At 73.2% G+C, this 25,452-nt stretch carries 23 protein-coding genes; 15 read left to right on the plus strand and 8 right to left on the minus strand.

Annotated elements, in window-relative coordinates; all coding sequences use genetic code 11:
* Window positions 1–766: 766 nt before the first annotated feature.
* A complete protein-coding gene (locus tag ACWEO5_RS14825) occupies window positions 767–1,174 on the minus strand; it encodes a hypothetical protein (protein WP_452162768.1) in 408 nt (135 codons plus the stop codon).
* Between the two features lie 22 nt (window positions 1,175–1,196).
* On the opposite strand from ACWEO5_RS14825, the gene whiG reads away from it, so the two are divergent.
* Both whiG and ACWEO5_RS14835 read left to right on the plus strand, forming a co-directional pair.
* Complete coding sequence (gene whiG / locus ACWEO5_RS14830) at window positions 1,197–2,039, plus strand: RNA polymerase sigma factor WhiG (protein ID WP_452162769.1); 843 nt, start codon at window positions 1,197–1,199, stop codon at window positions 2,037–2,039.
* Window positions 2,040–2,181: 142 nt separating this feature from the next.
* Window positions 2,182–2,850: a TetR/AcrR family transcriptional regulator gene (locus ACWEO5_RS14835; protein ID WP_452162785.1), complete on the plus strand. Its 669-nt coding sequence runs from the start codon at window positions 2,182–2,184 to the stop codon at window positions 2,848–2,850.
* A 7-nt stretch (window positions 2,851–2,857) separates the two neighbouring features.
* Here ACWEO5_RS14835 and ACWEO5_RS14840 read toward each other — a convergent pair whose 3' ends face one another.
* The gene (locus ACWEO5_RS14840) at window positions 2,858–3,265 is read right to left on the minus strand and encodes a M23 family metallopeptidase (RefSeq protein WP_452162770.1); all 408 of its coding nucleotides are present in this window, start codon (window positions 3,263–3,265) and stop codon (window positions 2,858–2,860) included.
* Window positions 3,266–4,179: 914 nt separating this feature from the next.
* Between ACWEO5_RS14840 and rpsB the strand changes: the two genes are divergently transcribed.
* The 5 genes from rpsB to ACWEO5_RS14865 all read left to right on the plus strand — a co-directional run bounded on the left by rpsB (window position 4,180) and on the right by ACWEO5_RS14865 (window position 8,772).
* Window positions 4,180–5,070, plus strand: a complete 891-nt coding sequence (gene rpsB / locus ACWEO5_RS14845) for a 30S ribosomal protein S2 (RefSeq protein WP_452162771.1) — start codon at window positions 4,180–4,182, stop codon at window positions 5,068–5,070.
* A gap of 132 nt (window positions 5,071–5,202) precedes the next feature.
* A complete protein-coding gene (gene tsf, locus ACWEO5_RS14850; RefSeq protein ID WP_452162772.1) occupies window positions 5,203–6,042 on the plus strand; it encodes a translation elongation factor Ts in 840 nt (279 codons plus the stop codon).
* A 285-nt stretch (window positions 6,043–6,327) separates the two neighbouring features.
* Window positions 6,328–7,083, plus strand: coding sequence for a UMP kinase (gene pyrH / locus ACWEO5_RS14855; protein ID WP_344554536.1), 756 nt, complete (start codon window positions 6,328–6,330; stop codon window positions 7,081–7,083).
* Between the two features lie 80 nt (window positions 7,084–7,163).
* Window positions 7,164–7,721, plus strand: a complete 558-nt coding sequence (gene frr / locus ACWEO5_RS14860; RefSeq protein ID WP_344554535.1) for a ribosome recycling factor — start codon at window positions 7,164–7,166, stop codon at window positions 7,719–7,721.
* Between the two features lie 208 nt (window positions 7,722–7,929).
* On the plus strand, window positions 7,930–8,772 hold the full coding sequence (locus ACWEO5_RS14865) for a phosphatidate cytidylyltransferase (protein WP_452162773.1): 843 nt from the start codon (window positions 7,930–7,932) through the stop codon (window positions 8,770–8,772).
* A 61-nt stretch (window positions 8,773–8,833) separates the two neighbouring features.
* Here ACWEO5_RS14865 and ACWEO5_RS14870 read toward each other — a convergent pair whose 3' ends face one another.
* Entirely contained in the window at window positions 8,834–9,295 is a 462-nt protein-coding gene (locus ACWEO5_RS14870; protein ID WP_452162774.1) for a hypothetical protein, read from the minus strand.
* A 141-nt stretch (window positions 9,296–9,436) separates the two neighbouring features.
* On the opposite strand from ACWEO5_RS14870, the gene rlmN reads away from it, so the two are divergent.
* Entirely contained in the window at window positions 9,437–10,537 is a 1,101-nt protein-coding gene (rlmN, locus tag ACWEO5_RS14875) for a 23S rRNA (adenine(2503)-C(2))-methyltransferase RlmN (RefSeq protein WP_344554532.1), read from the plus strand.
* Window positions 10,538–10,604: 67 nt separating this feature from the next.
* Here the strand turns inward: rlmN and ACWEO5_RS14880 are convergent, their stop codons facing one another.
* The 4 genes from ACWEO5_RS14880 to ACWEO5_RS14895 all read right to left on the minus strand — a co-directional run bounded on the left by ACWEO5_RS14880 (window position 10,605) and on the right by ACWEO5_RS14895 (window position 14,560).
* Window positions 10,605–11,744 carry a hypothetical protein gene (locus ACWEO5_RS14880; protein WP_452162775.1) on the minus strand — a complete coding sequence of 380 codons (1,140 nt, stop codon included), beginning with the start codon at window positions 11,742–11,744 and terminating at the stop codon, window positions 10,605–10,607.
* Window positions 11,745–11,753: 9 nt separating this feature from the next.
* Window positions 11,754–12,479 carry an ABC transporter ATP-binding protein gene (locus ACWEO5_RS14885; RefSeq protein ID WP_452162776.1) on the minus strand — a complete coding sequence of 242 codons (726 nt, stop codon included), beginning with the start codon at window positions 12,477–12,479 and terminating at the stop codon, window positions 11,754–11,756.
* A 216-nt stretch (window positions 12,480–12,695) separates the two neighbouring features.
* A complete protein-coding gene (locus ACWEO5_RS14890; protein WP_344554529.1) occupies window positions 12,696–14,090 on the minus strand; it encodes an aspartate aminotransferase family protein in 1,395 nt (464 codons plus the stop codon).
* On the minus strand, window positions 14,087–14,560 hold the full coding sequence (locus tag ACWEO5_RS14895; protein WP_033256304.1) for an Lrp/AsnC family transcriptional regulator: 474 nt from the start codon (window positions 14,558–14,560) through the stop codon (window positions 14,087–14,089). Before ACWEO5_RS14895 ends, ACWEO5_RS14890 begins: the two co-directional genes overlap by 4 nt.
* 266 nt (window positions 14,561–14,826) lie before the next feature.
* Here ACWEO5_RS14895 and ACWEO5_RS14900 point away from each other — a divergent pair, with 266 nt between their 5' ends.
* From ACWEO5_RS14900 to ACWEO5_RS14910, 3 genes are all read left to right on the plus strand, one after another.
* Entirely contained in the window at window positions 14,827–16,272 is a 1,446-nt protein-coding gene (locus ACWEO5_RS14900) for a gamma-aminobutyraldehyde dehydrogenase (protein WP_452162777.1), read from the plus strand.
* 174 nt (window positions 16,273–16,446) lie between these two features.
* Window positions 16,447–17,805, plus strand: coding sequence for an aminotransferase class III-fold pyridoxal phosphate-dependent enzyme (locus ACWEO5_RS14905; protein WP_452162778.1), 1,359 nt, complete (start codon window positions 16,447–16,449; stop codon window positions 17,803–17,805).
* Window positions 17,806–18,014: 209 nt separating this feature from the next.
* Window positions 18,015–18,656: a hypothetical protein gene (locus tag ACWEO5_RS14910; RefSeq protein ID WP_452162779.1), complete on the plus strand. Its 642-nt coding sequence runs from the start codon at window positions 18,015–18,017 to the stop codon at window positions 18,654–18,656.
* Window positions 18,657–18,687: 31 nt separating this feature from the next.
* Here the strand turns inward: ACWEO5_RS14910 and ACWEO5_RS14915 are convergent, their stop codons facing one another.
* Window positions 18,688–20,334 carry a PucR family transcriptional regulator gene (locus ACWEO5_RS14915; protein ID WP_452162780.1) on the minus strand — a complete coding sequence of 549 codons (1,647 nt, stop codon included), beginning with the start codon at window positions 20,332–20,334 and terminating at the stop codon, window positions 18,688–18,690.
* A gap of 185 nt (window positions 20,335–20,519) precedes the next feature.
* Here ACWEO5_RS14915 and ACWEO5_RS14920 point away from each other — a divergent pair, with 185 nt between their 5' ends.
* From ACWEO5_RS14920 to ACWEO5_RS14935, 4 genes are all read left to right on the plus strand, one after another.
* Window positions 20,520–22,034, plus strand: coding sequence for a gamma-aminobutyraldehyde dehydrogenase (locus ACWEO5_RS14920; protein WP_452162781.1), 1,515 nt, complete (start codon window positions 20,520–20,522; stop codon window positions 22,032–22,034).
* A gap of 151 nt (window positions 22,035–22,185) precedes the next feature.
* Window positions 22,186–22,638, plus strand: coding sequence for a hypothetical protein (locus ACWEO5_RS14925; protein ID WP_452162782.1), 453 nt, complete (start codon window positions 22,186–22,188; stop codon window positions 22,636–22,638).
* A 28-nt stretch (window positions 22,639–22,666) separates the two neighbouring features.
* The gene (locus ACWEO5_RS14930; RefSeq protein WP_452162783.1) at window positions 22,667–23,608 is read left to right on the plus strand and encodes a hypothetical protein; all 942 of its coding nucleotides are present in this window, start codon (window positions 22,667–22,669) and stop codon (window positions 23,606–23,608) included.
* A 105-nt stretch (window positions 23,609–23,713) separates the two neighbouring features.
* Window positions 23,714–25,240 (plus strand): CoA-acylating methylmalonate-semialdehyde dehydrogenase, encoded by a 1,527-nt coding sequence (locus tag ACWEO5_RS14935; protein WP_344554521.1) that lies wholly within the window; start codon window positions 23,714–23,716, stop codon window positions 25,238–25,240.
* Window positions 25,241–25,452 lie beyond the last annotated feature (212 nt).

Raw genomic sequence — 25,452 nt, forward strand, 5'->3', positions numbered from 1 at the left:
GTTCGGCCGGGGCGCTGCGGTGAGGGGCCGGGTCGAACCGCCCGGAAGTGCTCGCGGGTCCGCACTGGTCGGCGGGCCGGCCGGGCACGAGCTCCCGGGGGCGGTCCGGGCGCCCGGACCGGCGGTCCGGGCGCCCGGATGCGACGCGCCGACGCTGCCCTTTGCTGCCACCGGATCGGGCGACGCCCGAGCGGCGGTAGCACTGTGCAGCGACTCGGTCACGCTACGCTCGCTCATGGCGTCCCTATCAGCACATGACTCGGCAGAACGGCGCAGACCAACGCATGCCCACTCACATTCCCGGACACAGGGTGACCGGTGACGGTCGGTCCCCGGGCGGGACGGGGGCCGAGACCCACAACGCCGCGGAACTGCGGGCCAGATCCGGGGGAGTCGTGGGAATGACGCGACCGGGCGGCTCTCCGGCCGCGCCCCCGCAGTCCCCGCCCCGCCCCGCCCCCGCCTCACCCCTTCCCCGTCCACCCGCCCCGTCGGGATCCGCCCCCCGGCCGATCCCGGTCGACCGGCCCGGCCAGGTGCTGCCCTGCCCGCAGGCGACACCGTCCGGCGGGGCGGCGAAGCCCCGGCCGCGCGACGAGGAAGGTGCCGGTGCGGGCACGGGCATCCGACCGGGCGGTCGGAGCGGCGCCGATCCGGCGGGCGGTTGCGGCGCCGGCGAGCAGGACGCCGACGGCCGACCGGCGGGAGCGACCGGTGCCGTGCCCCAGCCCCCGACGGCGTCCGCCGGTGCGCGGCCGGTGCGCGGTCAGTCCAAGCGGGGCGCCCGGTCGAAGGCGAAGGATCCTTCCGCCCGGAGCGCCCAGGTCCGCAGGCAGTCGGGCGGACCCCCGCCCGCCCGCACCCCGGAGCGGTCGGAGGCGTCAGGCTCGTCGGGGCCGGAGGTGGGCGGGGACCCGGTCGTGCAGCAGAGCGCACCGCTTCCGGTGCCGCTGCCCTGCCCCGTCCCCGGGCCCAGCCCCGTCTCCGGGCCCAGCCCCGTCTCCGGGTCGGGGCAGTCGGCACCGGAGCAGTCCGCGCCGGCGGTGGTGCCGCGCCCCGGTGCGGGTGCGCCCGCGAAGCCGACCGGCCGCAGCGGCGCGCCGGACGGGGCGTCGAGCAGCGGGCCGGGCAGCGCGCCGGACGGGACCCCGGGCGGTGGCGCGGGCGCGGGCACGGTGGGGCGCGCCGGTGCGACGGTGCCCGCGCCGGCGTCAGCGCCCGGGGCGGGCGTCGGCGCGGAGGGTGCGAGCAGGGCGGGGGAGCGTGCGAAGGGCGCCGACCAGTCGGCGCTGCAGGCGCTGTGGCGTTCGTACAAGGAGACCGGGGACCACGGGCTCCGGGACCAGCTGATCCTGCACTACTCGCCGCTGGTGAAGTACGTGGCGGGCCGGGTCGGGGTCGGGCTGCCCGCCAACGTGGAGCAGGCGGACTTCGTGTCCTCCGGGGTCTTCGGGCTGATCGACGCCATCGAGAAGTTCGACATCGACCGGGCGATCAAGTTCGAGACCTACGCGATCAGCCGGATCCGCGGTGCGATCATCGACGAACTGCGGGCGCTGGACTGGATTCCCCGGTCGGTTCGGCAGAAGGCCAAGGCGGTCGAGCGGGCCTATGCCACGTTGGAGGCCCGGCTGCGGCGGACGCCGCACGACCCCGAGGTGGCGGCGGAGATGGGCATCTCGCTCGACGAGCTGCACACCATCTTCAGCCAGTTGTCGTTGGCCAACGTGGTGGCGCTGGACGAGCTGCTGCACTCGGCGGGCGAGGGCGGTGACCGGCTGACCCTGATGGAGACGCTCCCGGACAGCGGTGCGGACAACCCGGTCGAGATCGCCGAGGACCGCGAACTGCGGCGGCTGCTCGCCTCGGCGGTCAACACCCTGCCCGAGCGGGAGAAGACCGTGGTGACGCTCTACTACTACGAGGGCCTGACCCTGGCGGAGATCGGCCAGGTGCTCGGGGTGACGGAGAGCAGGGTCAGCCAGATCCACACCAAGTCGGTGCTGCAACTGCGGGCGAAGATGTCCGACGCCCGGTAGCTCCCCGTCCGTCCGTCGGCCCCGCGCCCGGCCGGCGGACCGGGCGCGGCGGGGGCGCGGTGGCCGGTAGGAGGCCGATCTCGTGCCCACCGGTCGTCGGCGTCCGTAGAGTTGGGCCGTGCCGAAAATCCGGGCGGCCACCGTGGCCGAGCATCGACAGTTGCAGCAGACAGCGCTGCTGGACGCCGCACGCGTCCTGTTGGCGGAGGGCGGCCGGGAGGCGCTGAGTTTCGGCGCGCTCGCGGCGCGCACCGGCCTCGCCAGGTCCTCGGTGTACGAATACTTCCGTTCCAAGTCCGAACTGGTGGAAGCGCTCTGCACGGTCGACCTCCCGCTCTGGGCCGCCGAGATCGAGGCGGGCATGGCGGTCCGGGACGGCGCGGTCGAGCGGATCGAGGCATACGTCCGCGGCCAGGTCTCGCTGGCCACCGACCCGGTGCACCGCGCCGTGGTGGCCGTCGCCGAGTACGAACTCGACGACGCCGCCCGGGCCAGGATCAGGGCGGCCCACGCCGGGCTGACCGCCATGGTGGTCCGCACCCTGGAGGACCTCGGCCACGCCCGGCCCGGCGTCGCGGCCTCACTGCTCCAGGGCGTGGTGGAGGCGGCGGTCCGCCAGGTCGAGCGGATCCGCGGCGAGGACGGCGCACCCGGGGCCGGTGCGGTCGAGGAGATCGCCGACACCGCGGTGCGCTTCGCCCTCGACGGCCTGCGCCCGGTGGACCGTCCGGTGGACAACCCCGTGGACAGCGTGGACAGCACGGACGGAGCAGGCGGCGGCGACGGGACGGACGGCGCGAAAGCGCGCTGACACCGGATCAGGGCGGGGAGAGCGGTAGCAGCCGGGCCCGGCCGGAGCCGAGCAGGGCGAGCGGGTCGAGGTAGCGGTCACCGCGGACCAGGCCCCAGTGCAGGCAGTCGACCGGGCAGTGGCCCGCGTCGCCGGTCACCACCCCGACCGGGTCGCCCGCCGCGACGGCGGTGCCGACCGGTACGGAGGCCGCCACCGGCAGGTAGGTGGTCCGCAGCGGGGGAGCGCCCGCCCCGGGGTGGGTCACCACGACCACCGGGCGCCCGCCCACCTGCCCGGCGAAGGTCACCACTCCGGGCGCCGCCGCCCGCACCACCGTGCCCGGTGCGGCCACCAGGTCCACCCCCCGGTGCCCGGCGGTCCAGCGGGTCGGGGGCGGGTCGAAGCGTCGCAGCAGCCCCGACCGGTCGCCCACCGGCCACACCCGTCCCGGCCCGGGCCCGACCGCGCGCGGCCGTCCGGCCGGGAACCCCGCCGCCGTCGCGGGAGAGCGCGCCGCGACCGGCCGCAGGAGCGCAGCCGCCCCCGCCGCCGGCACGGCCCCGCCGAGTGCCGCCGGCACCAGCACCGACAGCAGTACCGCCGCCCGCAGCGGCGCACGCGCCACCCGCTGCCGGGCCCAGGTCCCCGCGCGCCGCACCGCACGGCACCGCGCCGCGCCGCACCACCCCGCCCACCCCCGACGTACCCGATGCCCCCGACGTACCCGCCCCACTCCGCGCACCTCCCTACCGCCTCCCGAACCGGCAGTCTCCCGAACCGGCCGCCTCCCGAACCGGCCGACCGGAGCCGGCCGACCGGAACCGGCCGATCCCGCACCCCCGGACGCCCCGCGGAGCCGGTGGCCCCGGCGGGAAGCGTTCACCGGTGCCGTCCGCCAGGGTGGGGCCGGCGGCGGCCGTCGCGCGTGTCGGTTCCACGGGCTGTGGACAGACCGGGGGCTGTGGACAACCGCCGTCCCCCGCAGGGGTGAACGGTCGGCGGTAGGCCGTCCGGGACGGTGCCGAACAGGCCATCGGGGACGCGGGGAGTCGCCCGTCGCTCGGGGCTTCCCGTACACTTCACACGCGACCCGGTCTGCCGGGTCGACTTCGCACGCCCCGCCACCGGCGGTCCGCCCCCTCGGGGGAGCGGTCGTCACGGTGCGAGTGCCGCTCGGTCCGCCGAGCCTGCCGAGGCCGCAAGCCTCGTACAGGCCGAGCGGCTTGGCACGTCGGGGCGTCAGGCGTGACGGTCGCCCGACCGGCACGGACAAAACCGAGTACCCCGGCACCCCACAGGATGCAACTGCCTCACGGCGCGCCGGGCAACACACGAGGAGTACGGCACATGGCCGTCGTCACGATGCGGGAGCTGCTGGAGAGCGGCGTCCACTTCGGTCACCAGACCCGTCGTTGGAACCCGAAGATGAAGCGCTTCATCTTCACGGAGCGCAACGGCATCTACATCATCGACCTCCTGCAGTCGCTGAACTACATCGACCGCGCCTTCGAGTTCGTCAAGGAGACCGTTGCCCACGGCGGCAGCGTCCTCTTCGTCGGCACCAAGAAGCAGGCCCAGGAGGCCATCGCCGAGCAGGCGACCCGCGTGGGCATGCCGTACGTCAACCAGCGCTGGCTGGGTGGCATGCTGACCAACTTCTCGACCGTCTACAAGCGCCTGCAGCGCCTCAAGGAGCTCGGCGAGATCGACTTCACGGACGTGGCCGGCTCCGGCCTCACCAAGAAGGAGCTCCTGGTCCTCCAGCGCGAGTACGACAAGCTGGAGAAGACCCTCGGCGGTATCCGCGACATGCAGCGCGTGCCCAGCGCCGTCTGGATCGTGGACACCAAGAAGGAGCACATCGCGGTCGGTGAGGCCCGGAAGCTCAACATCCCGGTCGTCGCGATCCTCGACACCAACTGCGACCCGGACGAGGTCGACTACAAGATCCCGGGCAACGACGACGCCATCCGCTCCGTCACCCTGCTGACCCGCGTGATCGCCGACGCCGTCGCCGAGGGCCTGAAGTCCCGCGCCGGTGTCGCCAAGGGCGACGCCAAGGCCGAGCCGGGCGCCGACCAGCCGCTGGCCGCCTGGGAGAAGGAGATCCTCGAAGGCGAGAAGGCCGCCGAGGCCCCCGCTGCCGAGGTTCCCGCCGCCGAGGCCGCCACCGAGGCTCCGGCCGAGGCCGCCGCCGAGGCTGTCGAGGCTCCGGCCGCCGAGGCCGAGCAGGCCTGACGCACCACCAGGGCGAGGGGCACCGGCCGGGCTGAGCCGGTGGGTGCCCCTCTCTCCCGTGCCGGGGGTCCGCACCCCGGACCCCGGCACTTTCCCACGCAGACACGCGAGACGTGAGAAGAGATCACAACCATGGCGAACTTCACCGCCGCGGACGTCAAGAAGCTCCGTGAGCTCACCGGCGCCGGCATGATGGACTGCAAGAAGGCCCTGGACGAGGCCGAGGGCGACGTCCAGAAGGCCGTCGAGCTCCTGCGCATCAAGGGCCAGAAGGGCGTTGCCAAGCGCGAGGGCCGCGACGCCTCCAACGGCGCCGTCGCCGCGCTGATCGCCGAGGACAAGAAGTCCGGTGTCCTGGTCGAGCTGAACTGCGAGACCGACTTCGTCGCCAAGGGCGGCAAGTTCGTCGAGGTCGCCGACGCGATCGCCGCCCACGTGGCCGCCACCTCCCCGGCCGACCTGGACGCCGCCCTGGCCTCCGAGATCAACCCGGGCCAGACCGTCCAGCAGTTCGTGGACGAGGCCAACGCGACCCTCGGCGAGAAGATCGTGTTCCGCCGCTTCGCGCAGTTCGACAACGACGGCTTCGTCGGCGTCTACATGCACAAGTCGGACCCGGACCTGCCGCCGACCATCGGTGTCCTCGTCGAGCTCGACCAGGAGAACGCCGAGACCGCCAAGGACGTCGCGCAGCACATCGCCGCCTTCGCGCCGAAGTACCTCTCCCGCGAGGAGATCCCGGCCGAGGAGCTGGAGAACGAGCGCCGCGTCGCCGAGGCCACCGCCCGCGAGGAGGGCAAGCCCGAGGCCGCCCTGCCGAAGATCGTCGAGGGTCGGGTCACCGGCTTCGTCAAGGAGAACGCCGTCCTGGAGCAGGCGTTCGCCAAGGACAACAAGAAGTCCGTCGCCAAGGTCCTCGACGAGGCCGGCGTCACCCTCAAGCGCTTCGTCCGCTTCCGCGTCGGCGCCTGAGACCCGTTCCCGCGGTCCGTCCCGCCCCTGCCGGCCCGTGCCGGACATAAAGTAGGAGGACCGCACCCGTCCGCGAGGACGGAGGAGCGCGCCGGCCGAGCCCCCAGCACCCCGGGGGCGGTGTCGGCACCATGAACGACGAGGAGGCCATTGCCGTGCAGGAGACCGTACCGGTTCCCGCGGCAGTGGCCTCCTCTCGTGTACACGGCGCCGGGTCCGCACACCCGGCACCGTGACCAGCACTTTGCAGATCTGCTGACCAGCAGGCGGAGAAGGAGAAAGTCCATGCAGGAGACGCAGGAGACCGCGCCGGGCGGTGCACGCCGCCGGGTACTGCTCAAGCTGTCCGGCGAGGCGTTCGCCGGCGGAGGCGGCCTCGGCGTCGACCCGGACGTGGTGCACGCCATCGCCCGCGAGATCGCCACGGTGGTCCGGGCCGGGACTGAGGTCGCCATCGTCATCGGCGGCGGCAACTTCTTCCGCGGCGCCGAGCTCCAGCAGCGCGGCATGGACCGGGCCCGCTCCGACTACATGGGCATGCTCGGCACGGTGATGAACTGCCTCGCGCTCCAGGACTTCCTGATCAAGGAGGGCATGGAGACCCGGGTGCAGACCGCCATCACCATGGGCCAGGTCGCCGAGCCGTACCTGCCGCTGCGCGCCATCCGGCACCTGGAGAAGGGCCGCGTGGTGATCTTCGGTGCCGGGATGGGCATGCCGTACTTCTCCACCGACACCACCGCCGTGCAGCGCGCCCTGGAGATCCACGCCGACGTCCTGCTGATGGGCAAGAACGGCGTGGACGGCGTCTACGACGCCGACCCGCGCACCAACCCCGCCGCGGTCCGGTTCGACGCGCTGGACTACACCGAGGTGATCTCCCGCGACCTCAAGGTCGCCGACCTCACCGCGATCACCCTGTGCAAGGACAACGGGCTGCCGATCCTGGTCTTCGAGCTGCTCGCCGAGGGCAATATCGCCCGTGCGGTCAAGGGTGAGAAGATCGGCACACTCATCAGCGAGGATTCCGCCCGGGCCTAGGCGTCGGGGCTCCGAGCAGCAACAGCCGTCCGGGGCACCGGGACGGGACAACAGCAGATGAACCGGACAGGGAGCAGACAGTGATCGATGAGACCCTCCTCGAAGCCGAGGAGAAGATGGAGAAGGCCGTGGGCGTCGCCAAGGACGACCTCGCCGCCATCCGCACCGGGCGCGCGCACCCGGCGATGTTCGCCAAGATCGTCGCGGAGTACTACGGTGCCCTGACGCCGATCAACCAGCTGGCCTCGTTCTCCGTGCCGGAGCCGCGGATGGCCATGGTCACCCCGTTCGACAAGACCGCGCTGAAGGCCATCGAGACCGCGATCCGCGACTCGGACCTGGGCGTCAACCCGTCGAACGACGGCTCCGTCATCCGGGTGGTGCTCCCGCAGCTCACCGAGGAGCGCCGCCGCGAGTACATCAAGCAGGCCCGCGGCAAGGGCGAGGACGCCAAGGTCTCGGTCCGCTCGATCCGCCGCAAGGCCAAGGACGCGATCGACAAGCTGGTCAAGGACAAGGAGATCGGCGAGGACGACGGCCGCCGCGGCGAGAAGGAGCTCGACGACCTGACCGCCAAGTTCGTGGCGCAGGTCGACGAGCTGCTCAAGCACAAGGAAGCCGAGCTGCTGGAGGTCTGACCCGGACCCAGCCCGCAGCGCCCCGGACCGGCGGTTCGACCGCCCGGCCCGGGGCGCGGTTCCACCCGGGCCCGAACCCGCTCCGACCGGGACGGCACCGGCGGCCCGACCCGGCCGACACCAAACGGGTCACGCGCGGCGGCCCCCGGCATGGCGAGGGGGCGGCGCGGCACAGACTCAGTTCATGCCCCCCGCCCAGGAGAGCCCCGTGGCCCAGACCGACCAGCAGCCCCGCAAGCCGCGCGGCGGCCGCAACCTGCCCGCCGCGATAGGCGTGGGCGTCGGACTCGGGGCGGTCATCGCGGCCTCGCTGTTCGTGGTCAAGGCGGTCTTCATGGTGGTCGTCGCGGCCGCCGTGGCCGTCGGCATCTGGGAGCTCACCAGCCGGCTGGCCGAGCGCAAGGACGTCCGCGTCCCGCAGGTCCCGCTGCTGATCGGCGGCGTCGGCATGGTGGTCACCGGCTACTTCGAGGGCGGCCAGTGGGCCGCCGCGATCCTCGCGGTGACCGGCCTGGCGATGATGGTCGCCCGGATGGCGACCCCGCCGGAAAACTACCTGCGCGACATAACGGCCGGCGTCTTCACCGCCTTCTACGTGCCGTTCCTGGCCACCTTCGTCGCGCTGATCCTGGCCGCGCACGACGGCGCCTGGCGGATCCTGCTGTTCCTGGTGGTCACCGTCTGCTCCGACACCGGCGCGTACGCCGTGGGCTACAAGTTCGGCCGCAACAAGCTCGCGCCGACCATCAGCCCCGGCAAGACCCGCGAGGGCCTGGCCGGCGGCATCGGCCTGTCGATGATCGCGGGCGCGCTGCTGATGGAGTACCTGATCGACGGCGGCAGTTGGTGGCAGGGCCTGATCCTGGGCGGCTGCGCCGCCGTCACCGCGACCCTGGGCGACCTCGCCGAGTCGATGATCAAGCGTGACCTCGGCATCAAGGACATGGGCACCCTGCTCCCCGGCCACGGCGGCATCATGGACCGGCTGGACTCCCTGCTGCCCACCGCCCCGGTGGTCTGGCTGCTGCTCGCGGTCTTCGTCGGCAGCTGAGCACCGGACGAGTCGGTTCGGACGGCCCCCGTGACGCCACCGCGTCCGGGGGCCGTCCGCGTCACCGGGGGGCGGGCCGCCGACGGGGCCGGGAGCAGCGCTTCCGCAGGTCCTGGAGGCAGGACGGGGCCCACCCGAGGAGCAGACCGGCGGCCAGCGGCAGCACGGCGAACGCCGCGAGCCCCATTCCGGCGGGCACCCCCTTCGAGATCGCGACGCCGATGTCGTCGATCGGCCCGGTGAGGCAGACCGCCTCCACGATGAGGAGGAGCGCGGCGGCGTCCACCGCGAGGAGCGAGGGCAGCCACGCCCCACGGTGCCCGAGGTGGGCGCCGAACAGGAGGCTGCCGCCGCCGCCCAGCAGGATCGCGCCCCAGAGGAGCGGGGACCCGGCGAAAGCGAGGACCGCGAGCCAGGGGGTGAGCGTCGTGCAGACGGCCCAGGCCACGGAGCACCGCCAGAGGTGCGCCGGGTGGCCCGCCCGCGCTCTCGCTCCGGTCGCCTGCTCCTCGTCGTCCGACATCGGGACCCCTGTCCTCTTCGGCGGACGGAGCGCCCGTCCCTCGCCGGAGATGATCGTCCCAGATGATTTGAACGTGTTCAACTCCATGGGCCGCCCAGGGGACGCGGACCGGTTCCCCGGATCTGAGACACTGGACGGACCATGCCTAAGCCCGGAGAACTGACCTTTGTCGCGCCGCGTGGCGCCAAGCCCCCGCGACACCTCGCCGACCTCAGCCCTGCCGAGCGCAAGGAGGCCGTCGCCGAGCTGGGCGAACAGCCGTTCCGCGCGAAGCAGCTGTCGAACCACTACTTCGGGCGGATGTCCGCGGACCCGGAGACCTGGACGGACATTCCGGCGGCGAGCCGGACGAAGCTGACCGAGGCGCTGCTGCCCGAGCTGATGTCCGTGGTGCGGCACGTGTCCTGCGACGACGACGCCACCCGCAAGACGCTGTGGAAGCTGTTCGACGGCACGCTGGTCGAGTCGGTGCTGATGCGCTACCCGGACCGCGTCACGATGTGCATCAGCTCGCAGGCCGGCTGCGGCATGAACTGCCCGTTCTGCGCGACCGGGCAGGCGGGGCTGACCCGCAACCTGTCCACCGGGGAGATCGTCGAGCAGATCGCGTCCGGCATGCGCGACCTGAAGTCCGGGGCCGTCCCCGGCGGCGAGGCCCGGCTGTCGAACGTGGTGTTCATGGGCATGGGCGAGCCGCTGGCCAACTACAACCGGGTGCTGTCGGCGATCCGCCGCCTCACCGACCCGGCGCCGGACGGCTTCGGCCTCTCCCAGCGCGGCATCACCGTCTCCACCGTCGGCCTGGTCCCGGCCATGCACCGTTTCGCGGACGAGGGCCTGAGCTGCCGCCTCGCGCTGTCGCTGCACGCGCCGGACGACGAACTGCGCGACGAGCTGGTGCCGGTCAACACCCGCTGGAAGGTCGACGAGGTGCTGGACGCCGCGTGGAACTACGCGGAGAAGTCCGGCCGCCGGGTGTCCATCGAGTACGCGCTGATCAAGGACATCAACGACCAGGCGTGGCGCGCGGACCTGCTCGGCCGGCTGATCAAGAACCGCCGGGTGCACGTGAACCTGATCCCGCTCAACCCGACACCGGGCTCGAAGTGGACGGCCTCCCGCCCGGAGGACGAGCGCGAGTTCGTCCGCCGCCTGCAGGCGCACGGCGTGCCCACCACCGTCCGCGACACCCGCGGCCAGGAGATCGACGGCGCCTGCGGGCAGCTGGCCGCCGCGGGCTGAGTGCTGCGGGAACGACCGGGGCCCGGGGAGGACGCGTCCTCCCCGGGCCCCGTCGCGTCGCCCGCCGTTACAGCAGCGGGCAGAGCAGCACGGTCAGCCCGCCGGTCAGCAGCAGCACGCCGCCCGCGGCGAGCGCGCGCAGGGCGGCCGTGCCGGCGAGCAGGCCGGGCGGGGTGCCGAGGCGGTCGAGCGCGTCGAGGGCCGGGCGGCGGTCGGCGCGCAGTTCGTGCAGCCGGGCGGCGAGGGCCGCGACCGCGCAGGCGAGGACGAGGGCGCCCTCGACCAGGGTGAGGACGGGCACCTCGGTGTCGGTCCGGGCCCAGTTCCGCCAGGCGACCAGCAGCAGTGCGAGGAGTGCGGTGAGGACGGCCAGCGGGGTGCCGAGGCCGCGGGCCCGGGCGGTGAGGCCGCGACCGGCCAGCAGGCGCAGCGGTTCGGGCCGGCGCAGCGCGAGCAGCCGTCCGGCGAGGGCCAGCAGCGGGCCGGTCCACAGGCCGAGGGCGACGGCGGTGAGCGCCCAGCCGACGAGCAGCGCGGGGCTGGTGGCGGGGAGCCCGCCGGGGAGGGCGAGGGTGCGTTCGGCGTCGGTCGCGTCGGGGCGCAGCCCGTAGAGCTCCAGGCCGAGCCCGGCGATCAGCACCGGCACGGGCAGCAGCAGCCGCAGCGGGGCGTACCGGGCGCGGGCGGGCTCGGCGGGCCGGCCCGGGAGGCTCTCCGGGAAGCGGATCGCGCAGGCCGCGGAGACGCCGGCGACCAGCGGGAGGACCGCGAGCAGGGCGACCGGGGCGGCGGGGGGCAGCGGGACGCCCATGCCGATGTCGGGGGCGAGCGAGGGCCCGGCGATGTCGTTGCGCAGGATCAGGAACAGCAGCAGGGTGAACGCGGAGCCGAGCGCGCAGGCGAGCGCGATCTCACCGGCCACCAGCAGCCGGATCCGGGCCGGGCCGGCGCCGGCGGCGGTGAGGCCGGTGATCCGCTCGGGGTGCTGGGCCGGGACGGCGCGGGCCGCCGCGGCGGCGAACCAGGCGACGGCGGCCAGCGGCGGCAGGCACCAGAGCAGCCGTTCGAGGTTGCCCCCGGTGCCGTTCAGCGCGCGGCCCAGGGCGCGCAGCAGGAGGGCGGCGACCACGGCGGCGGCGGTCGCGGTGAGCAGCCAGCGGGCGAGGTCGAGGGCGCGGTAGCCGCGGGCGAGTCTGAGGTAGTACACGGCGGCCTCTCAGTGCCCGGTGGCGGCGACGGGCTCGGCGGATTCGGCGGGCTCGCCGGTCGCGAGCAGGCCGTCGACCAGCTGCACGGTGCGGTCGGCGTGCCGGGCGAGCGCCGGGTCGTGGGTGGCCAGGACGAGGGTCAGCCGGTGGGAGCGGGCGGCGCTGGTCAGTATCCGCATGACCTGCTCGCGGGCGTCGTGGTGCAGCGGGGCGGTGGGGTCGTCGGCGAAGACCACCGGCGGCTGGGGGGCCAGGGCGCGGGCGACCGCGATCCGCTGGCGGAGGTCCTGCCGCAGGTCGGCGGGCCGCAGCTTGGCGCACTCGGCGACGTCGAGGCGCTCCAGCCACTCGCCGGCGGCCCGGTACGCGGCCCGGTGGCCGGCGCCGGCCAGCAGCAGCGGGAGGGCGACGTTCTCCCGGGCCGTCAGCTCCGGCACCAGGTGCGGTTCGGGGCCGACGTAGCCGAAGCGCTCGCGGCGGAGCTTCTCGCGCCCGGCCCGGCCCAGGGTGTGCACGGGGGCGCCGTGGAACAGGAGTTCGCCCTCGTCGACCGGGAGCTGCGCGGACAGGCAGCCGAGCAGGGTGGACTTGCCGGAGCCGCGCGGGCCGGTGACGGCGAGCATCTCGCCCTCGCGGACGCCCAGCGAGACGCCGCGCAGGGCGGGTGTGCCGTGGTGGGACTTGACGATCCCTCGGGCCCAGAGCACGTCGTTGTCGGGCGGGGCCGCTGACATGAGATCCATCCAGGTGCCGACGGGGATATGACAGTCGTCAGATTAGAACGATCGGGCGGTGGCGCGGGCGCGCCGCACTGCTCCGATCAGGACGAACCACCGCGAAAACGGCGTGTCGGACGGCAGATTCACCCCGCCGGCGGCCGGGTGCGCCGAAGGGCGGTCCCGGCGGTGAGGTGCCGGGGCCGCCCTTCGGTGGAGGGTGGGGAAGGAGGATCAGATCTTCTGCCACGCGTCGGAGAGGCTGGTCCGCAGGATCTGCTCGATCTCGTCGAAGGTCGACTGGTCGGAGATCAGCGGCGGGGCCAGCTGGACGACCGGGTCGCCGCGGTCGTCGGCGCGGCAGTACAGGCCGTTGTCGAACAGGGCCTTGGACAGGAAGCCGTACAGGACGCGCTCGACCTCGTCGTCGTTGAACGACTCCTTGGTGACCTTGTCCTTGACGAGCTCGATGCCGTAGAAGTACCCGTTGCCGCGGACGTCGCCGACGATCGGCAGGTCGCGCAGCTTGTTCAGGGTGGCCAGGAACTTCGACTCGTTGTCGAGGACGTGCTGGTTCAGGCCCTCGCGCTCGAAGATGTCGAGGTTGGCCAGCGCCACCGCGGAGGAGACCGGGTGGCCGCCGAAGGTGTAGCCGTGCAGGAAGGTGTTGTCGCCCTTGTAGAACGGCTCGGCGATGCGGTCCGAGATGATCGTGGCGCCGATCGGGGAGTAGCCCGAGGTCATGCCCTTGGCGCAGGTGATCATGTCCGGCACGTAGCCGAACTTGTCGGCGCCGAACATGGTGCCGAGGCGGCCGAAGGCGCAGATGACCTCGTCCGAGACCAGCAGCACGTCGTGGCGGTCGCAGATCTCGCGCAGGCGCTGGAAGTACCCGGGCGGCGGCGGGAAGCAGCCGCCGGCGTTCTGCACCGGCTCGACGAAGACGGCGGCGACGGTCTCGGGGCCCTCGAAGAGGATGGCCTGCTCGATCTCGTCGGCGGCCCAGCGGCCGTACGCCTCCGGGTCGACGGTGCCGTCGGGACCGGCCAGGAACGCCGGGGCGCGGTAGATGTTGGTGTTCGGGGCCTTGTGGGTGCCCGGCACCAGCGGCTCGAACGGGGCCTTCAGGCCCGGCAGGCCGGTGATCGACAGCGCGCCCTGCGGGGTGCCGTGGTAGGCGACGGCGCGGGAGATGACCTTGTACTTGGTCGGCTTGCCGGTCAGCTTGAAGTACTGCTTGGCCAGCTTCCACGCGGTCTCGACGGCTTCGCCGCCACCGGTGGAGAAGAACACCTTGTTCAGGTCGCCCGGGGCGTAGTTCGCCAGGCGCTCCGCCAGCTCGACGGCCTTGGGGTGGGCGTAGCTCCACACCGGGAAGAAGGCCAGTTCCTTGGCCTGCTTGGCGGCGGCCTCGGCGAGCTCCTCGCGGCCGTGGCCCGCCTGCACCACGAACAGGCCGGCCAGGCCGTCGAGGTACTTGCGGCCCTTGTCGTCCCAGACGTAGGTGCCCTCGCCCCTGACGATCGTCGGCACGGGGGAGTTCTCGTACGACGACATGCGGGTGAAGTGCATCCACAGGTGGTCGTAGGCGGTCTTGGAAAGGTCCTTCTGGGCCGGGTCGGCTGTCATCGGGTGCCCCAGGTGTAGGTCTGTTTCCGGAGCTTCAGGTAAACGAAGCTCTCGGTGCTCCGCACGCCGGGAAGCGAGCGGATGCGCTTGTTGATCAGTTCGAGAAGGTGCTCGTCGTCCTCGCACACCAGCTCGGCGAGGAGGTCGAACGAACCCGCGGTGCACACCACGTAGTCGACCTCGTCGAAGGCGGCCAGCGCGTCGGCGACCGGTTCGATGTCGCCCTCCACGCGGATGCCCACCATCGCCTGGCGGGTGAACCCGACGGTGAGGGGGTCGGTCACGGCGACGATCTGCATCACGCCCTGGTCGAGCAGCTTCTGGACGCGCTGCCGGACGGCCGCCTCGGACAGGCCCACGGCCTTGCCGATGGCGGCGTACGGACGGCGCCCGTCCTCCTGGAGCTGCTCGATGATCGCCTTGGAGGAGGCGTCGAGGGGAACGCTGGCGTTCCGGTCGCGGTTGGCCACGCCGCCACTGTGCCTGACGGGCGGCGCAATCGCAAGCGGCCGTGCTGCTGATTTCGTCGCCGATCCGAAGATCGGGCGCGGAAAGCGTGGTGTCTGAAGCAAGCCTCTGTCGATACCGAAAGCCGAGTGGGTACCCTGGCTACGTACACGCGCGAGCCTGCACGCCGCCGATCGTGGCTTGTCGCTGACATGCCGTGGCCACCTGGACCCGGGAGTAACCTGACGCCCGGGGCTGCAACGACGCAGGCCCAGACCGAGGAGAGACCGTGAGCGAGCTTCGTACGCTGCGCAACTACATCAACGGCGAGTTCGTCGACGCGGCGGACGGCCGCACGCTCGACGTCGTCGACCCGACCACGGGCGAGGTCTACGCGACCTCCCCGCTCTCCGGCGCGGCCGACGTGGACGCCGCGATGGCCGCCGCGGCCGCCGCGTTCCCCCTCTGGCGGGACTCCACCCCCTCCACCCGGCAGAAGCTGCTGCTCAAGGTCGCCGACGCGGTCGAGGCCCGGGCCGACGAGGTCGTCGACGCCGAGGTCCGCAACACCGGCAAGCCGCGCGCGCTGACCCTCTCCGAGGAGATCGGCCCGATGGTCGACCAGCTGCGCTTCTTCGCCGGCGCCGCCCGCCTGCTGGAGGGCAAGGCCGCGGGCGAGTACATGGACGGGATGACCTCGATCGTCCGCCGCGAGCCGGTCGGCGTCTGCGCGCAGGTCGCCCCGTGGAACTACCCGATGATGATGGCGGTGTGGAAGTTCGCCCCGGCGATCGCCGCCGGCAACGCCGTGGTGCTCAAGCCCTCCGACACCACCCCCGCCTCCACCGTGCTGCTCGCCGAGATCATCGGCGGCGTGCTGAAGGACCTCGACCTGCCGGCCGGCGTCTTCAACGTGATCTGCGGCGACCGGGAGACCGGCCGCCTGATGGTCGAGCACCGCACCCCGGCGATGGCCTCCATCACCGGCTCGGTCCGGGCCGGCATGCAGGTCGCCGAGTCCGCCGCGAAGGACGTCAAGCGGGTCCACCTGGAGCTCGGCGGCAAGGCCCCGGTCGTGGTCTTCGAGGACGCCGACATCGCCGAGGCCGTCGAGGGCATCGCCATGGCCGGCTACTTCAACGCGGGCCAGGACTGCACCGCCGCCACCCGCGTCCTGGTGCACGAGTCGATCCACGACGCCTTCGTCGAGGCCCTCGCCAAGGCCGCCGCCGACACCAGGACCGGCGGCGTCGACGACGAGGACGTGCTCTACGGCCCGCTCAACAACGCCAACCAGCTCCAGCAGGTGGCCGGCTTCATCGAGCGCCTGCCCGCGCACGCCAAGGTCGAGGCCGGCGGCCACCGGGTCGGCGACAAGGGCTACTTCTGGGCGGCCACCGTGGTCTCCGGCCTGAAGCAGGACGACGAGATCATCCAGAACGAGGTCTTCGGCCCGGTCATCACCGTGCAGAAGTTCACCGACGAGGAGCAGGCCGTCGAGTACGCCAACGGCGTCGAGTACGCGCTCGCCTCCTCGGTGTGGACCAAGGACCACGCCCGCGCGATGCGGATGTCCCGCCGGCTGGACTTCGGCTGCGTGTGGATCAACACCCACATCCCGCTGGTCGCCGAGATGCCGCACGGCGGCTTCAAGAAGTCCGGTTACGGCAAGGACCTGTCGTCCTACGGGTTCGAGGACTACACCCGGATCAAGCACGTCATGACCGCGTTCTAGCGGGTCGTGACGGGTGGGCGCAGCATGACCGCGATCTGATCCGAGTCGTGCACGTCCGCCGGGGCGCGGGGAGGGTCTCCCCGCGCCCCGGCCTTCCACCCTGTCAGGGCGGCGCGCGACTCGCGTGACAGGATGAAGCTGCCCGGTGCGGGGCGCTCTCCCTACCCTGGTCGCATGAGCACTCCCACCGCTGACCCGGCAGCCGGGCGGGCCGTCAAGGCCGCCGACCGCGCGCACGTCTTCCACTCGTGGTCCGCCCAGGCACTGATCGACCCCCTCGCGGTGGCCGGTGCCGAGGGCTCCTACTTCTGGGACTACGACGGCAACCGCTACCTGGACTTCTCCTCGCAGCTGGTGAACACCAACATCGGCCACCAGCACCCGAAGGTGGTCGCCGCGATCCAGGCGAAGGCCGCGCAACTGTGCACCATCGCCCCGGGCTTCGCCGAGGAGTCGCGCAGCGAGGCCGCCCGGCTGATCGCCGAGCGCACCCCGGGCGACCTGGACAAGATCTTCTTCACCAACGGCGGCGCCGAGGCGAACGAGAACGCGATCCGGATGGCCCGGCTGCACACCGGCCGGCACAAGGTGCTCTCCACCTACCGCTCGTACCACGGCGCCACCGCCAACGCGATCGCCCTGACCGGCGACCCGCGCCGCTGGGCGAACGAGGCGGGCGTCTCGGGCATCGTGCACTTCTGGGGCCCGTACCCGTACCGCTCGAACTTCCACGCCGAGAACGAGGCCCAGGAGTGCGAGCGCGCGCTCGCGCACCTGGAGCAGACCCTCGCGTTCGAGGGCCCGGGCACCGTCGCGGCGATCATCCTGGAGACCGTGGTCGGCACCGCGGGCATCCTGGTGCCGCCGGCCGGGTACCTGGCGGGCGTGCGGGAGATCTGCGACCGCTACGGGATCGTGTTCATCCTGGACGAGGTGATGGCCGGGTTCGGCCGCACCGGCGAGTGGTTCGCCGCCGACCACTGGGGGATCACCCCCGACCTGCTGACCTTCGCCAAGGGCGTCAACTCCGGCTACCTGCCGCTGGGCGGCGTGGCGATCTCCGGCGCGATCGCGGAGACCTTCGCGCAGAAGGCGTTCCCGGGCGGCCTGACCTACTCGGGCCACCCGCTGGCCTGCGCCTCCGCGGTGGCGACGATCAACACGATGGCCGAGGAGGGCATCGTGGAGAACGCCAAGCTGATCGGCGAGAGCGTGCTCGGCCCCGGCCTGCGCGAGCTGGCCGAGCGCCACCCCTCGATCGGCGAGGTGCGCGGCCTGGGCGTGTTCTGGGCGCTGGACCTGGTGAAGGACCGGGAGACCCGCGAGCCGCTGGTGCCGTACAACGCGGCCGGCGCCGACAACGCGCCGATGGCGCAGCTCGCGGCGGCCTGCAAGCAGCGCGGCCTGTGGCCGTTCACCAACATGAACCGCTTCCACGTGGTGCCGCCGTGCAACGTCAGCGCGGAGGAGGCCAAGGCCGGCCTGGCGGTGCTGGACGAGGTGCTCACCCTCACCGACGCCCACACCGTCTGACCCCGCGTCGGCAGCGCAGGCCCCGGACCGCCGTCCGGGGCCTGCGGCGTTCCCGGGAGCCGCCGGCCCACCCGGCCGGGATCTGTACGATGACCGGCTGAATCCTGGTACGAAGGTGGGGACGCCATGGGGGAACGGGTTTTTCACGTCCGGTCAGGACGGCGGGAGGGACCCGCGGCGGTCCGCGCCCGCGCCGGGGAGGCGACCCGATGAGCCACCCCCCGTACGGCGCACCGCAGTTCCAGGGCGCCCTCCCGCACGGCGGCGAGCACCTGCCCGAGGTGGCCCACCTGCCGGTCCCCGGCGAACGGGTGCACGGCATCGTGGACGCCGACCTGTCCGACCTGATCCGCCGGCCCCCGCGCCGCTACCGCAAGGAGCGCTTCGGCCGGACCGCCGACGCCGGGATCGGCTGCCTCTCCCTGGTGTTCGACTTCGGCGAGTTCGTCTCCGACCTGCTGGAGGACTGCACCTGGGGCCTGATCCGCACCTTCCGCCGGCTCCTCCGCGGCCGCGGCCTCACCCGCGGCTGGGAGAGCCAGGCCGGAGGGTTCGCCCGCGCGGTGCGCGCCGCCGACAACGACCACGAGAACGACGACGTGCTGCTGGTCTTCACCGACCGGCGGATCCTGCTCGCCGGCAGCGGCACCAACACCCCCGGCCGCACCCTCGCCGACCGCCGCGGCGCGCGGGTGCTCGGCGAACTGCCCCACGCCCACCTGGTCCGGGTCGAACCCCGGCACACCTGGATCTCCTCGCGCGTCGACCTGCACTTCGCGGACGGCTCGCTGGCCGCGCTGGAGGTCTACCCGAAGGAGCTCGCCGCGCTGGTCGCCCTCGGCCCGCGCTGACCCGCCGCCCGGACGCGCCGCCGACCCCGGGTCAGCGGCGCACCGCGTCCAGCGCCAGCAGCGCCACGTGCAGCGACAGGCAGGACTCCACCTGGTCGAGGTCCACGCCCAGGATCCGCTCCACCTTGTGCAGCCGGTCGTAGAAGGACGGACGCGACAGGTGCGCGGCGTCCGCCGCCGCCGACTTGTTGCGGCCCTGCTCCAGGTAGATCCGCAGCATCTGCACCAACTGCCCGCCGTGCTCCGCGTCGTACGCCAGCAGCGGCCCCAACTCCCGCTCCACGTAAGTCTGCAGGCGTTCGTCGTCGCGCAGCAGGTGCAGCAGGCCGCGCAGCCGGACGTCCGGCAGGCGGTAGTACGCGGCCCGGCCGCCCGGCGCGTCGTGCAGCGCCGCGTCCGCGACCTGGGTGGCCTCCAGCAGGGTGCGCCGGGCGTCCCGGACCGAACCCACCGAGGAACCCACCGCCACCACCGGCCCGTCCGCCGAACCGTCCCGGCCCGCCTCCGCCGACAGCCGGCGCAGCGCCGCCGCGAACGACTCCAGCGAGGCGTGCTCGTCCTGCTGCGAACCGAGCGCCACCAGCAGGCCCACCCCCTCGTCGTCCAGCGCGCCCACCAGCGCCGACAGCCGCGAGGTGCGGATCGCGGTCGCCGCCAGCTCGGTGAAGTCCCGCAGCCGGGCCTGCGCCTCCAGCGCCGCCGGCAGCGGACCCTGCCGCTGCCGCAGCACCACGCCCACCAGCCGGCGGCCCTCCAGCGGCACGCCCAGCGCCTGCGCCCGCAGCGACACCTCGGAGACCGTCAGCGCGTGCGTCAGGATGCCCGACAGCAGGGTGCGGTGGGTCTGCCGCTCCAGCGACTCCCGGTCGCGCACCACCAGCCGGTTCAGCGCCAGCGTCGCCGCGCCGCGCTCCAGCAGCATCGCGTGCGGGTGCGGCACGTCCCGGGGGAGCGGCACCGGCTCGTCCACCAGCACCAGCCGCCCCCAGTCCTGGCCGCGCGCGCCCACCGTGGTCACCAGCCAGCCCGAACGCGGGTCGTAGCCGGTGCGGCCCGGCGGGTGGACGCCGCGCGAACGGTGCTCCCAGTTCTCCAGCAGCTCCTGCTCGCCGCGCCCCGCCGGGTCGTGCGCCAGCACCTGGTGCGCCAGGTTCTCCAGCACCACCGGCGCGCCCGCCATCCGGGCCACCTGCCGCACCACCTCGGCGGGCTCCGCCCCCTCCGTCGCCAGCTCGTTGAACACCTGGTGCACCGCCTCCGACACCCGCAACTGCTCCAGCTGCGCGTTCACCACCAGCGCGTGCACCGCCTCGGTCACCGCGACGAACCTCAGCTCCCGGCGCAGCACCACCAGCGGCAGGCCGTGCCGCTCCGCCGCCGCCACCAGCGCCCGCGGCAGCGAGTCGAAGTACCGGCGGCCGAACTCGATCACCAGCCCCGCCACCCCGACCTCGGCCAGCTCCCGCACGTACCGGGCCAGCCCGTCCCGGTCCTCCGGCAGCGCGATGCCGGTCGACAGCACCAGCTCGCCGCCGCGCAGCACCCCCGCCACGTCCGGCAGCTCGCTCACGTGCACCCAGCGCACCGGGCGCTCCAGCGCCCCCGCCCCGGCCACCACCTGGGGCAGACCGCGCCGCATCACGTCGAGGTCGAGCACGCGGGCGACGGTGGGGAGCATCGCGGGTACCTCCGGGGGGTTCTCAGGGTGTCAGGTCAATCATGCTCGACGGCGACGCCCTGTCACCCACGGGCGACCTTGCAGCGTGTAAGGCCCTTCGGTCGGCCCGTTGCTGAGTGACGCTTGCCCCGGGCACCCGAACCGAGGCATCGTCGGCCGGGTCGAGTAGGCAATGGAGGCAACTCATGGACCTGACCAGCTTCAACGACGGCGCGCAGCACATCGCGGGCCGCCCGACCCGGGGCTCCGGCGGTGAACCCTTCGCCGTGGTCAACCCCGCGAACGGCGCCACCGTCCAGCAGGTCGAGCTCGCCACCACCGCCGATGTCGACACCGCCGTCGCCGCCGCCCGCGCCGCCCTCCCCGAGTGGTCCGGCGCCACCCCCGGCGCCCGTTCCGAGGCGCTGAACCGGCTCGCCGGCATCCTCGCCGAGCACGCCGGGGACTTCGCCCGGGTGGAGACCGCGCAGACCGGCAAGCCGATCAAGCTCTCCACCGAGTTCGACGTCCCCGGCACCGTCGACAACACCGCGTTCTTCGCCGGCGCCGCCCGCAACCTGGAGGGCAAGGCGGCCGGCGAGTACAGCGGCGACCACACCTCGTACGTGCGCCGCGAGGCCGTCGGAGTGGTCGGCAGCATCGCGCCCTGGAACTACCCGCTGCAGATGGCCGCCTGGAAGATCCTCCCGGCGATCGCCGCGGGCAACACCATCGTCCTCAAGCCCGCCGAGATCACCCCGCTGACCTCGCTGATGTTCGCCCGCGCCTGCACCGCCGCGGGCATCCCCGACGGCGTCGTCAACGTCGTCACCGGCGCCGGACGCACCGCCGGCGAGCACCTGATCGGCCACCCCGACGTCGCGATGGTGTCCTTCACCGGCTCCACCGCCGTCGGCAAGCGGGTCGCCGAGATCGCCACCGCCACCGTCAAGCGCACCCACCTCGAACTCGGCGGCAAGGCCCCCTTCGTGGTCTTCGACGACGCCGACCTCGACGCCGCCGTGCACGGCGCCGTCGCCGCCTCCCTGATCAACAGCGGCCAGGACTGCACCGCCGCCACCCGCGCCTACGTCCAGCGCCCGCTGTACGACGCCTTCGTGGCCGGCGTCGCCGAGCTGTACCGGGGCATCCGGCTCGGCGACCCGCTGAACCCGCAGACCGACATGGGCCCGCTGGTCTCCTTCACCCACCGCGACCGCGTCGCCGGCTTCGTCGAGCGCGCCCGCTCCTACGCCACCGTCGTCACCGGCGGCGCCGCCACCGGCAAGGGCCACGACGGCACCGACCTCTCGCTCGGCGCCTACCACCGCCCCACCCTGATCACCGACGCCACCCAGGACAGCGAGGTCGTCCAGGGCGAGATCTTCGGCCCCGTGCTCGTCGTGCTGCCCTTCGACGGCGACGAGGAGGGCCTGCGCCTCGCCAACGACACCCCCTACGGCCTGGCCGCCTCCGCCTGGACCCGCGACGTCCACCGCTCGCTGCGCGCCACCCGCGAGATCGCGGCCGGCTGCGTCTGGGTGAACGACCACATCCCGATCATCAGCGAGATGCCGCACGGCGGTTACAAGGCGTCCGGCTACGGCAAGGACATGTCGCAGTACTCGCTCGACGAGTACACCCAGGTCAAGCACGTCATGTTCGACACCACCGCCGTCGCCCGCAAGGACTGGCACCGCACGATCTTCGGCGACCGCTGACCGCAGCCGCCGACCGCGACCGCGGCCCCGCGGGGACCCCCCGGGCCCGCCCGCGATCCCGTGTAAGAGAACCCCGGTACCCCGCTCTCCCGGATGACGACAGCAGGCACCCGCCCGCCGCCCGCCACCCGGGAGAGACGAGGAACCGCACGTGAGCACCACCCGCCACCCCAGCGCCCTGCACTGGCTGGCCGCCGCCGCCCCCGACCCCGACGCCTGCCGCACCGCCTGGGAACGCACCCGCTTCGGCCTCGCCCTGCTCCCCGCCGGCCGCCGCTGGGACGTCCTGCACGCCCCCGGCCCGCTCGGCCGCCCCGCCGCCGCCCTGCTCGACCGGATCGGCGGCGGACCCGTCCTGGAGGACCCCGACGGCGACACCGTCGGCTTCCTCGTCCCCGTCGGCACCGCCGCACGCTGGACCGGCACCGGCATCCGCGCCTCCGGCGACGGCACCTGGATCGCCGTCCCGCACCCCACCCGCCCCACCCGCGGCCCGCACTGGCTGATCCCCCCGCACCCCAGCGGACGGCTCGTCGACCCGCGCGCCCTCGAACTCGCCCTGCACGACGCCGCCGCGCACCTGCGCAGGCCGCACCAGGGCTGAAGGGGAGCGGACGGGACAGACTGTCGCCATGGACGACACCAGTACCGCCACCGCCGACACTGCCGTCGACCCCGCCGCCGGGCGCGCTGCCGGGCTCACCGCCGACCGGGAGGCCGATCGTGCCGCCGACCGGGACGCTGAACGGGACGCGGAACGGGACGTCGACCGCGAGGCCGACCGGGCCCGGGCCGTACTGCTCGCCGACGCCCAGTCGTACTGCCTGGCGCACGCCCTCGCCCTGGCCGGCCCCGACGCGCTGCGCCTGTACGGACTGGCCGCTCCCGTCCGCGGCACCGACCTGCTGCTGGTCAGCGCCGGCGGCCCCCCGCTCGCCGACCTCGCCGCCGGGCTCGCCGAAACCCTGCGCGCCGCCGGACACCACGTCCAGGAACCGCCCGGCAGCGCGCGCCGGTGCCAGCTCACCGCCACCGCGAGCGAACCGCCCCTCGACGGTGCGGCGGCCCCGGCGCACCCCGGCGTCGAACTGCGCCGCGAACCGCTGCACCACCTGCCGACCCTCCCGCCCGGGGCCCCCGTCCCCGTCGCCGCGCTGGACGACACCGCCGCGCTCGCCGTCCTCACCCTCTGCGAGCGCGCCCTGCCCGCCGACCTGCGCGGTCTGCACGCCCTCACCGCGCACCGCAGCGAAGGCGAACTCCTCGCCCTGACGAGCGCGTTCGACTCCGAAGCGGACTTCACCACCCGCACGCTCGCCGACCGGCTGGAGAGCGCCGCCGCCCTGCTGCAGCCCGAGACCGACGCCGCCGGTACCCGGCAGTGGGCCGAGTCCTGGGCCCAGGACCTGCGCCTCGACCTGCTGGAGACCACCGAACTCGCCGACGGCCTGCACGACCCCTACCTGGACCGCGTCGAATCGGAGTCGGAGCCCGGGTTCGAGTCCGGGTTCGAGTCCGGCGTCGAACCCGGGACCGGGGCCGGACGCGGATCGGACCCCGCCGACGACCTGTAAGGGTGAATCGCGCTTCTCCGTCAGGGTGCTCGTTGAGCGGGCCCGTCCTCCCGCGCAGACTGGAGAACGAGCGCGGGACATCCGTGGACATCGGAGGCAGAGACCTTGAGCAGCAAGCACATCACCCACTGGATCGGCGGCCAGTACGTCGCCACCGCCGGAACCGCGCCCCGCCGCGGCGACATCCACGACCCGGCCACCGGCCAGGTCACCGGCCAGGTCGACTTCGCCGAGATCGCCGAGGTCGACCAGGCGGTCGCCGCCGCCGCGCAGGCGTTCACCGGCTGGCGCAAGGCGTCCATCGCCAAGCGCACCCAGGTGCTGTTCAACTTCCGCGAGCTGTTCAACGCCCGCAAGGACGAGCTCGCCTCGATCATCGTCTCCGAGCACGGCAAGGTGCACTCCGACGCCCTCGGCGAGCTGGCCCGCGGCCAGGAGGTCGTCGAGTACGCCTGCGGCATCCCGCAGCTGATCAAGGGCGGCTTCACCGAGCAGGCGTCCACCGGCGTCGACGTCTACTCGATCCGCCAGCCGCTCGGCCCGGTCGCCATCATCTCGCCGTTCAACTTCCCGGCCATGGTGCCGATGTGGTTCTTCCCGATCGCGATCGCGGCCGGCAACACGGTCATCCTCAAGCCGTCGGAGAAGGACCCGTCCGCCGCCAACTTCATCGCCGAACTGTGGAAGGAGGCCGGCCTCCCCGACGGCGTCTTCAACGTCGTCCACGGCGACAAGGTCTCCGTCGACCGCCTCCTGGAGCACCCCGACGTCAAGTCGGTCTCCTTCGTCGGCTCCACCCCCATCGCCCGCTACGTGTACGAGACCGGCACCCGTTACGGCAAGCGCGTGCAGGCCCTCGGCGGTGCCAAGAACCACATGCTGGTGCTCCCCGACGCCGACCTCGACCTGGCCGCCGACGCCGCCATCAACGCCGGCTTCGGCGCGGCCGGCGAGCGCTGCATGGCCGTCTCCGTCCTGGTCGCCGTCGACCCGATCGGCGACGAGCTGGTCGCCAAGATCAAGGAGCGGATGGCCACCCTCAAGGTCGGCCCCGGCTGCAACGGCGACTCCGAGATGGGCCCGCTGGTCACCGGCCAGCACCGCGACAAGGTCACCTCCTACGTCGAGTCCGGCGTCGCCGACGGTGCCGAACTCGCCGTCGACGGCCGCAAGCACGCCATCGCCGCCGAGGACGCCAGCGGCGCCCCCACCACCGACGGTTTCTGGCTCGGCCCCACCCTGTTCGACCACGTCAAGCCGGGCATGTCCGTCTACAACGACGAGATCTTCGGCCCGATCCTGTCCGTCGTCCGGGTCCCCTCCTACGACGAGGGCCTGGAGCTCATCAACGCCAACCCCTACGGCAACGGCACCGCCATCTTCACCAACGACGGCGGCGCGGCCCGGCGCTTCCAGAACGAGGTGGAGGTCGGCATGGTCGGCATCAACGTGCCGATCCCCGTCCCCGTCGCCTACTACTCCTTCGGCGGCTGGAAGGCCTCGCTGTTCGGCGACAGCCACGCCTACGGCGCCGACGGCGTCCAGTTCTTCACCCGCGGCAAGGCCGTCACCCAGCGCTGGCTCGACCCCTCGCACGGCGGCATCAACCTGGGCTTCCCCACCAACAGCTGAGCAGCCCGCCCCGCCCCGGCGTGACGGAAGGCCGGCCCCCACCCGGGGCCGGCCTTCCGGCTGTCCGGCCGTTGTTTGCACCCGGCGCGGATCCGGCGTAGTGTTCACTGGTCGCTCGACAGGGAGCACCGAGCACGCGTCTGCGTGGACGGTCCCGGGGCGGCCAATCCCCTGAGAAACCAGTTCGATGATCCGTGACGGGTCGCGTTCCT

This window comes from Kitasatospora sp. NPDC004272, from assembly GCF_053603035.1.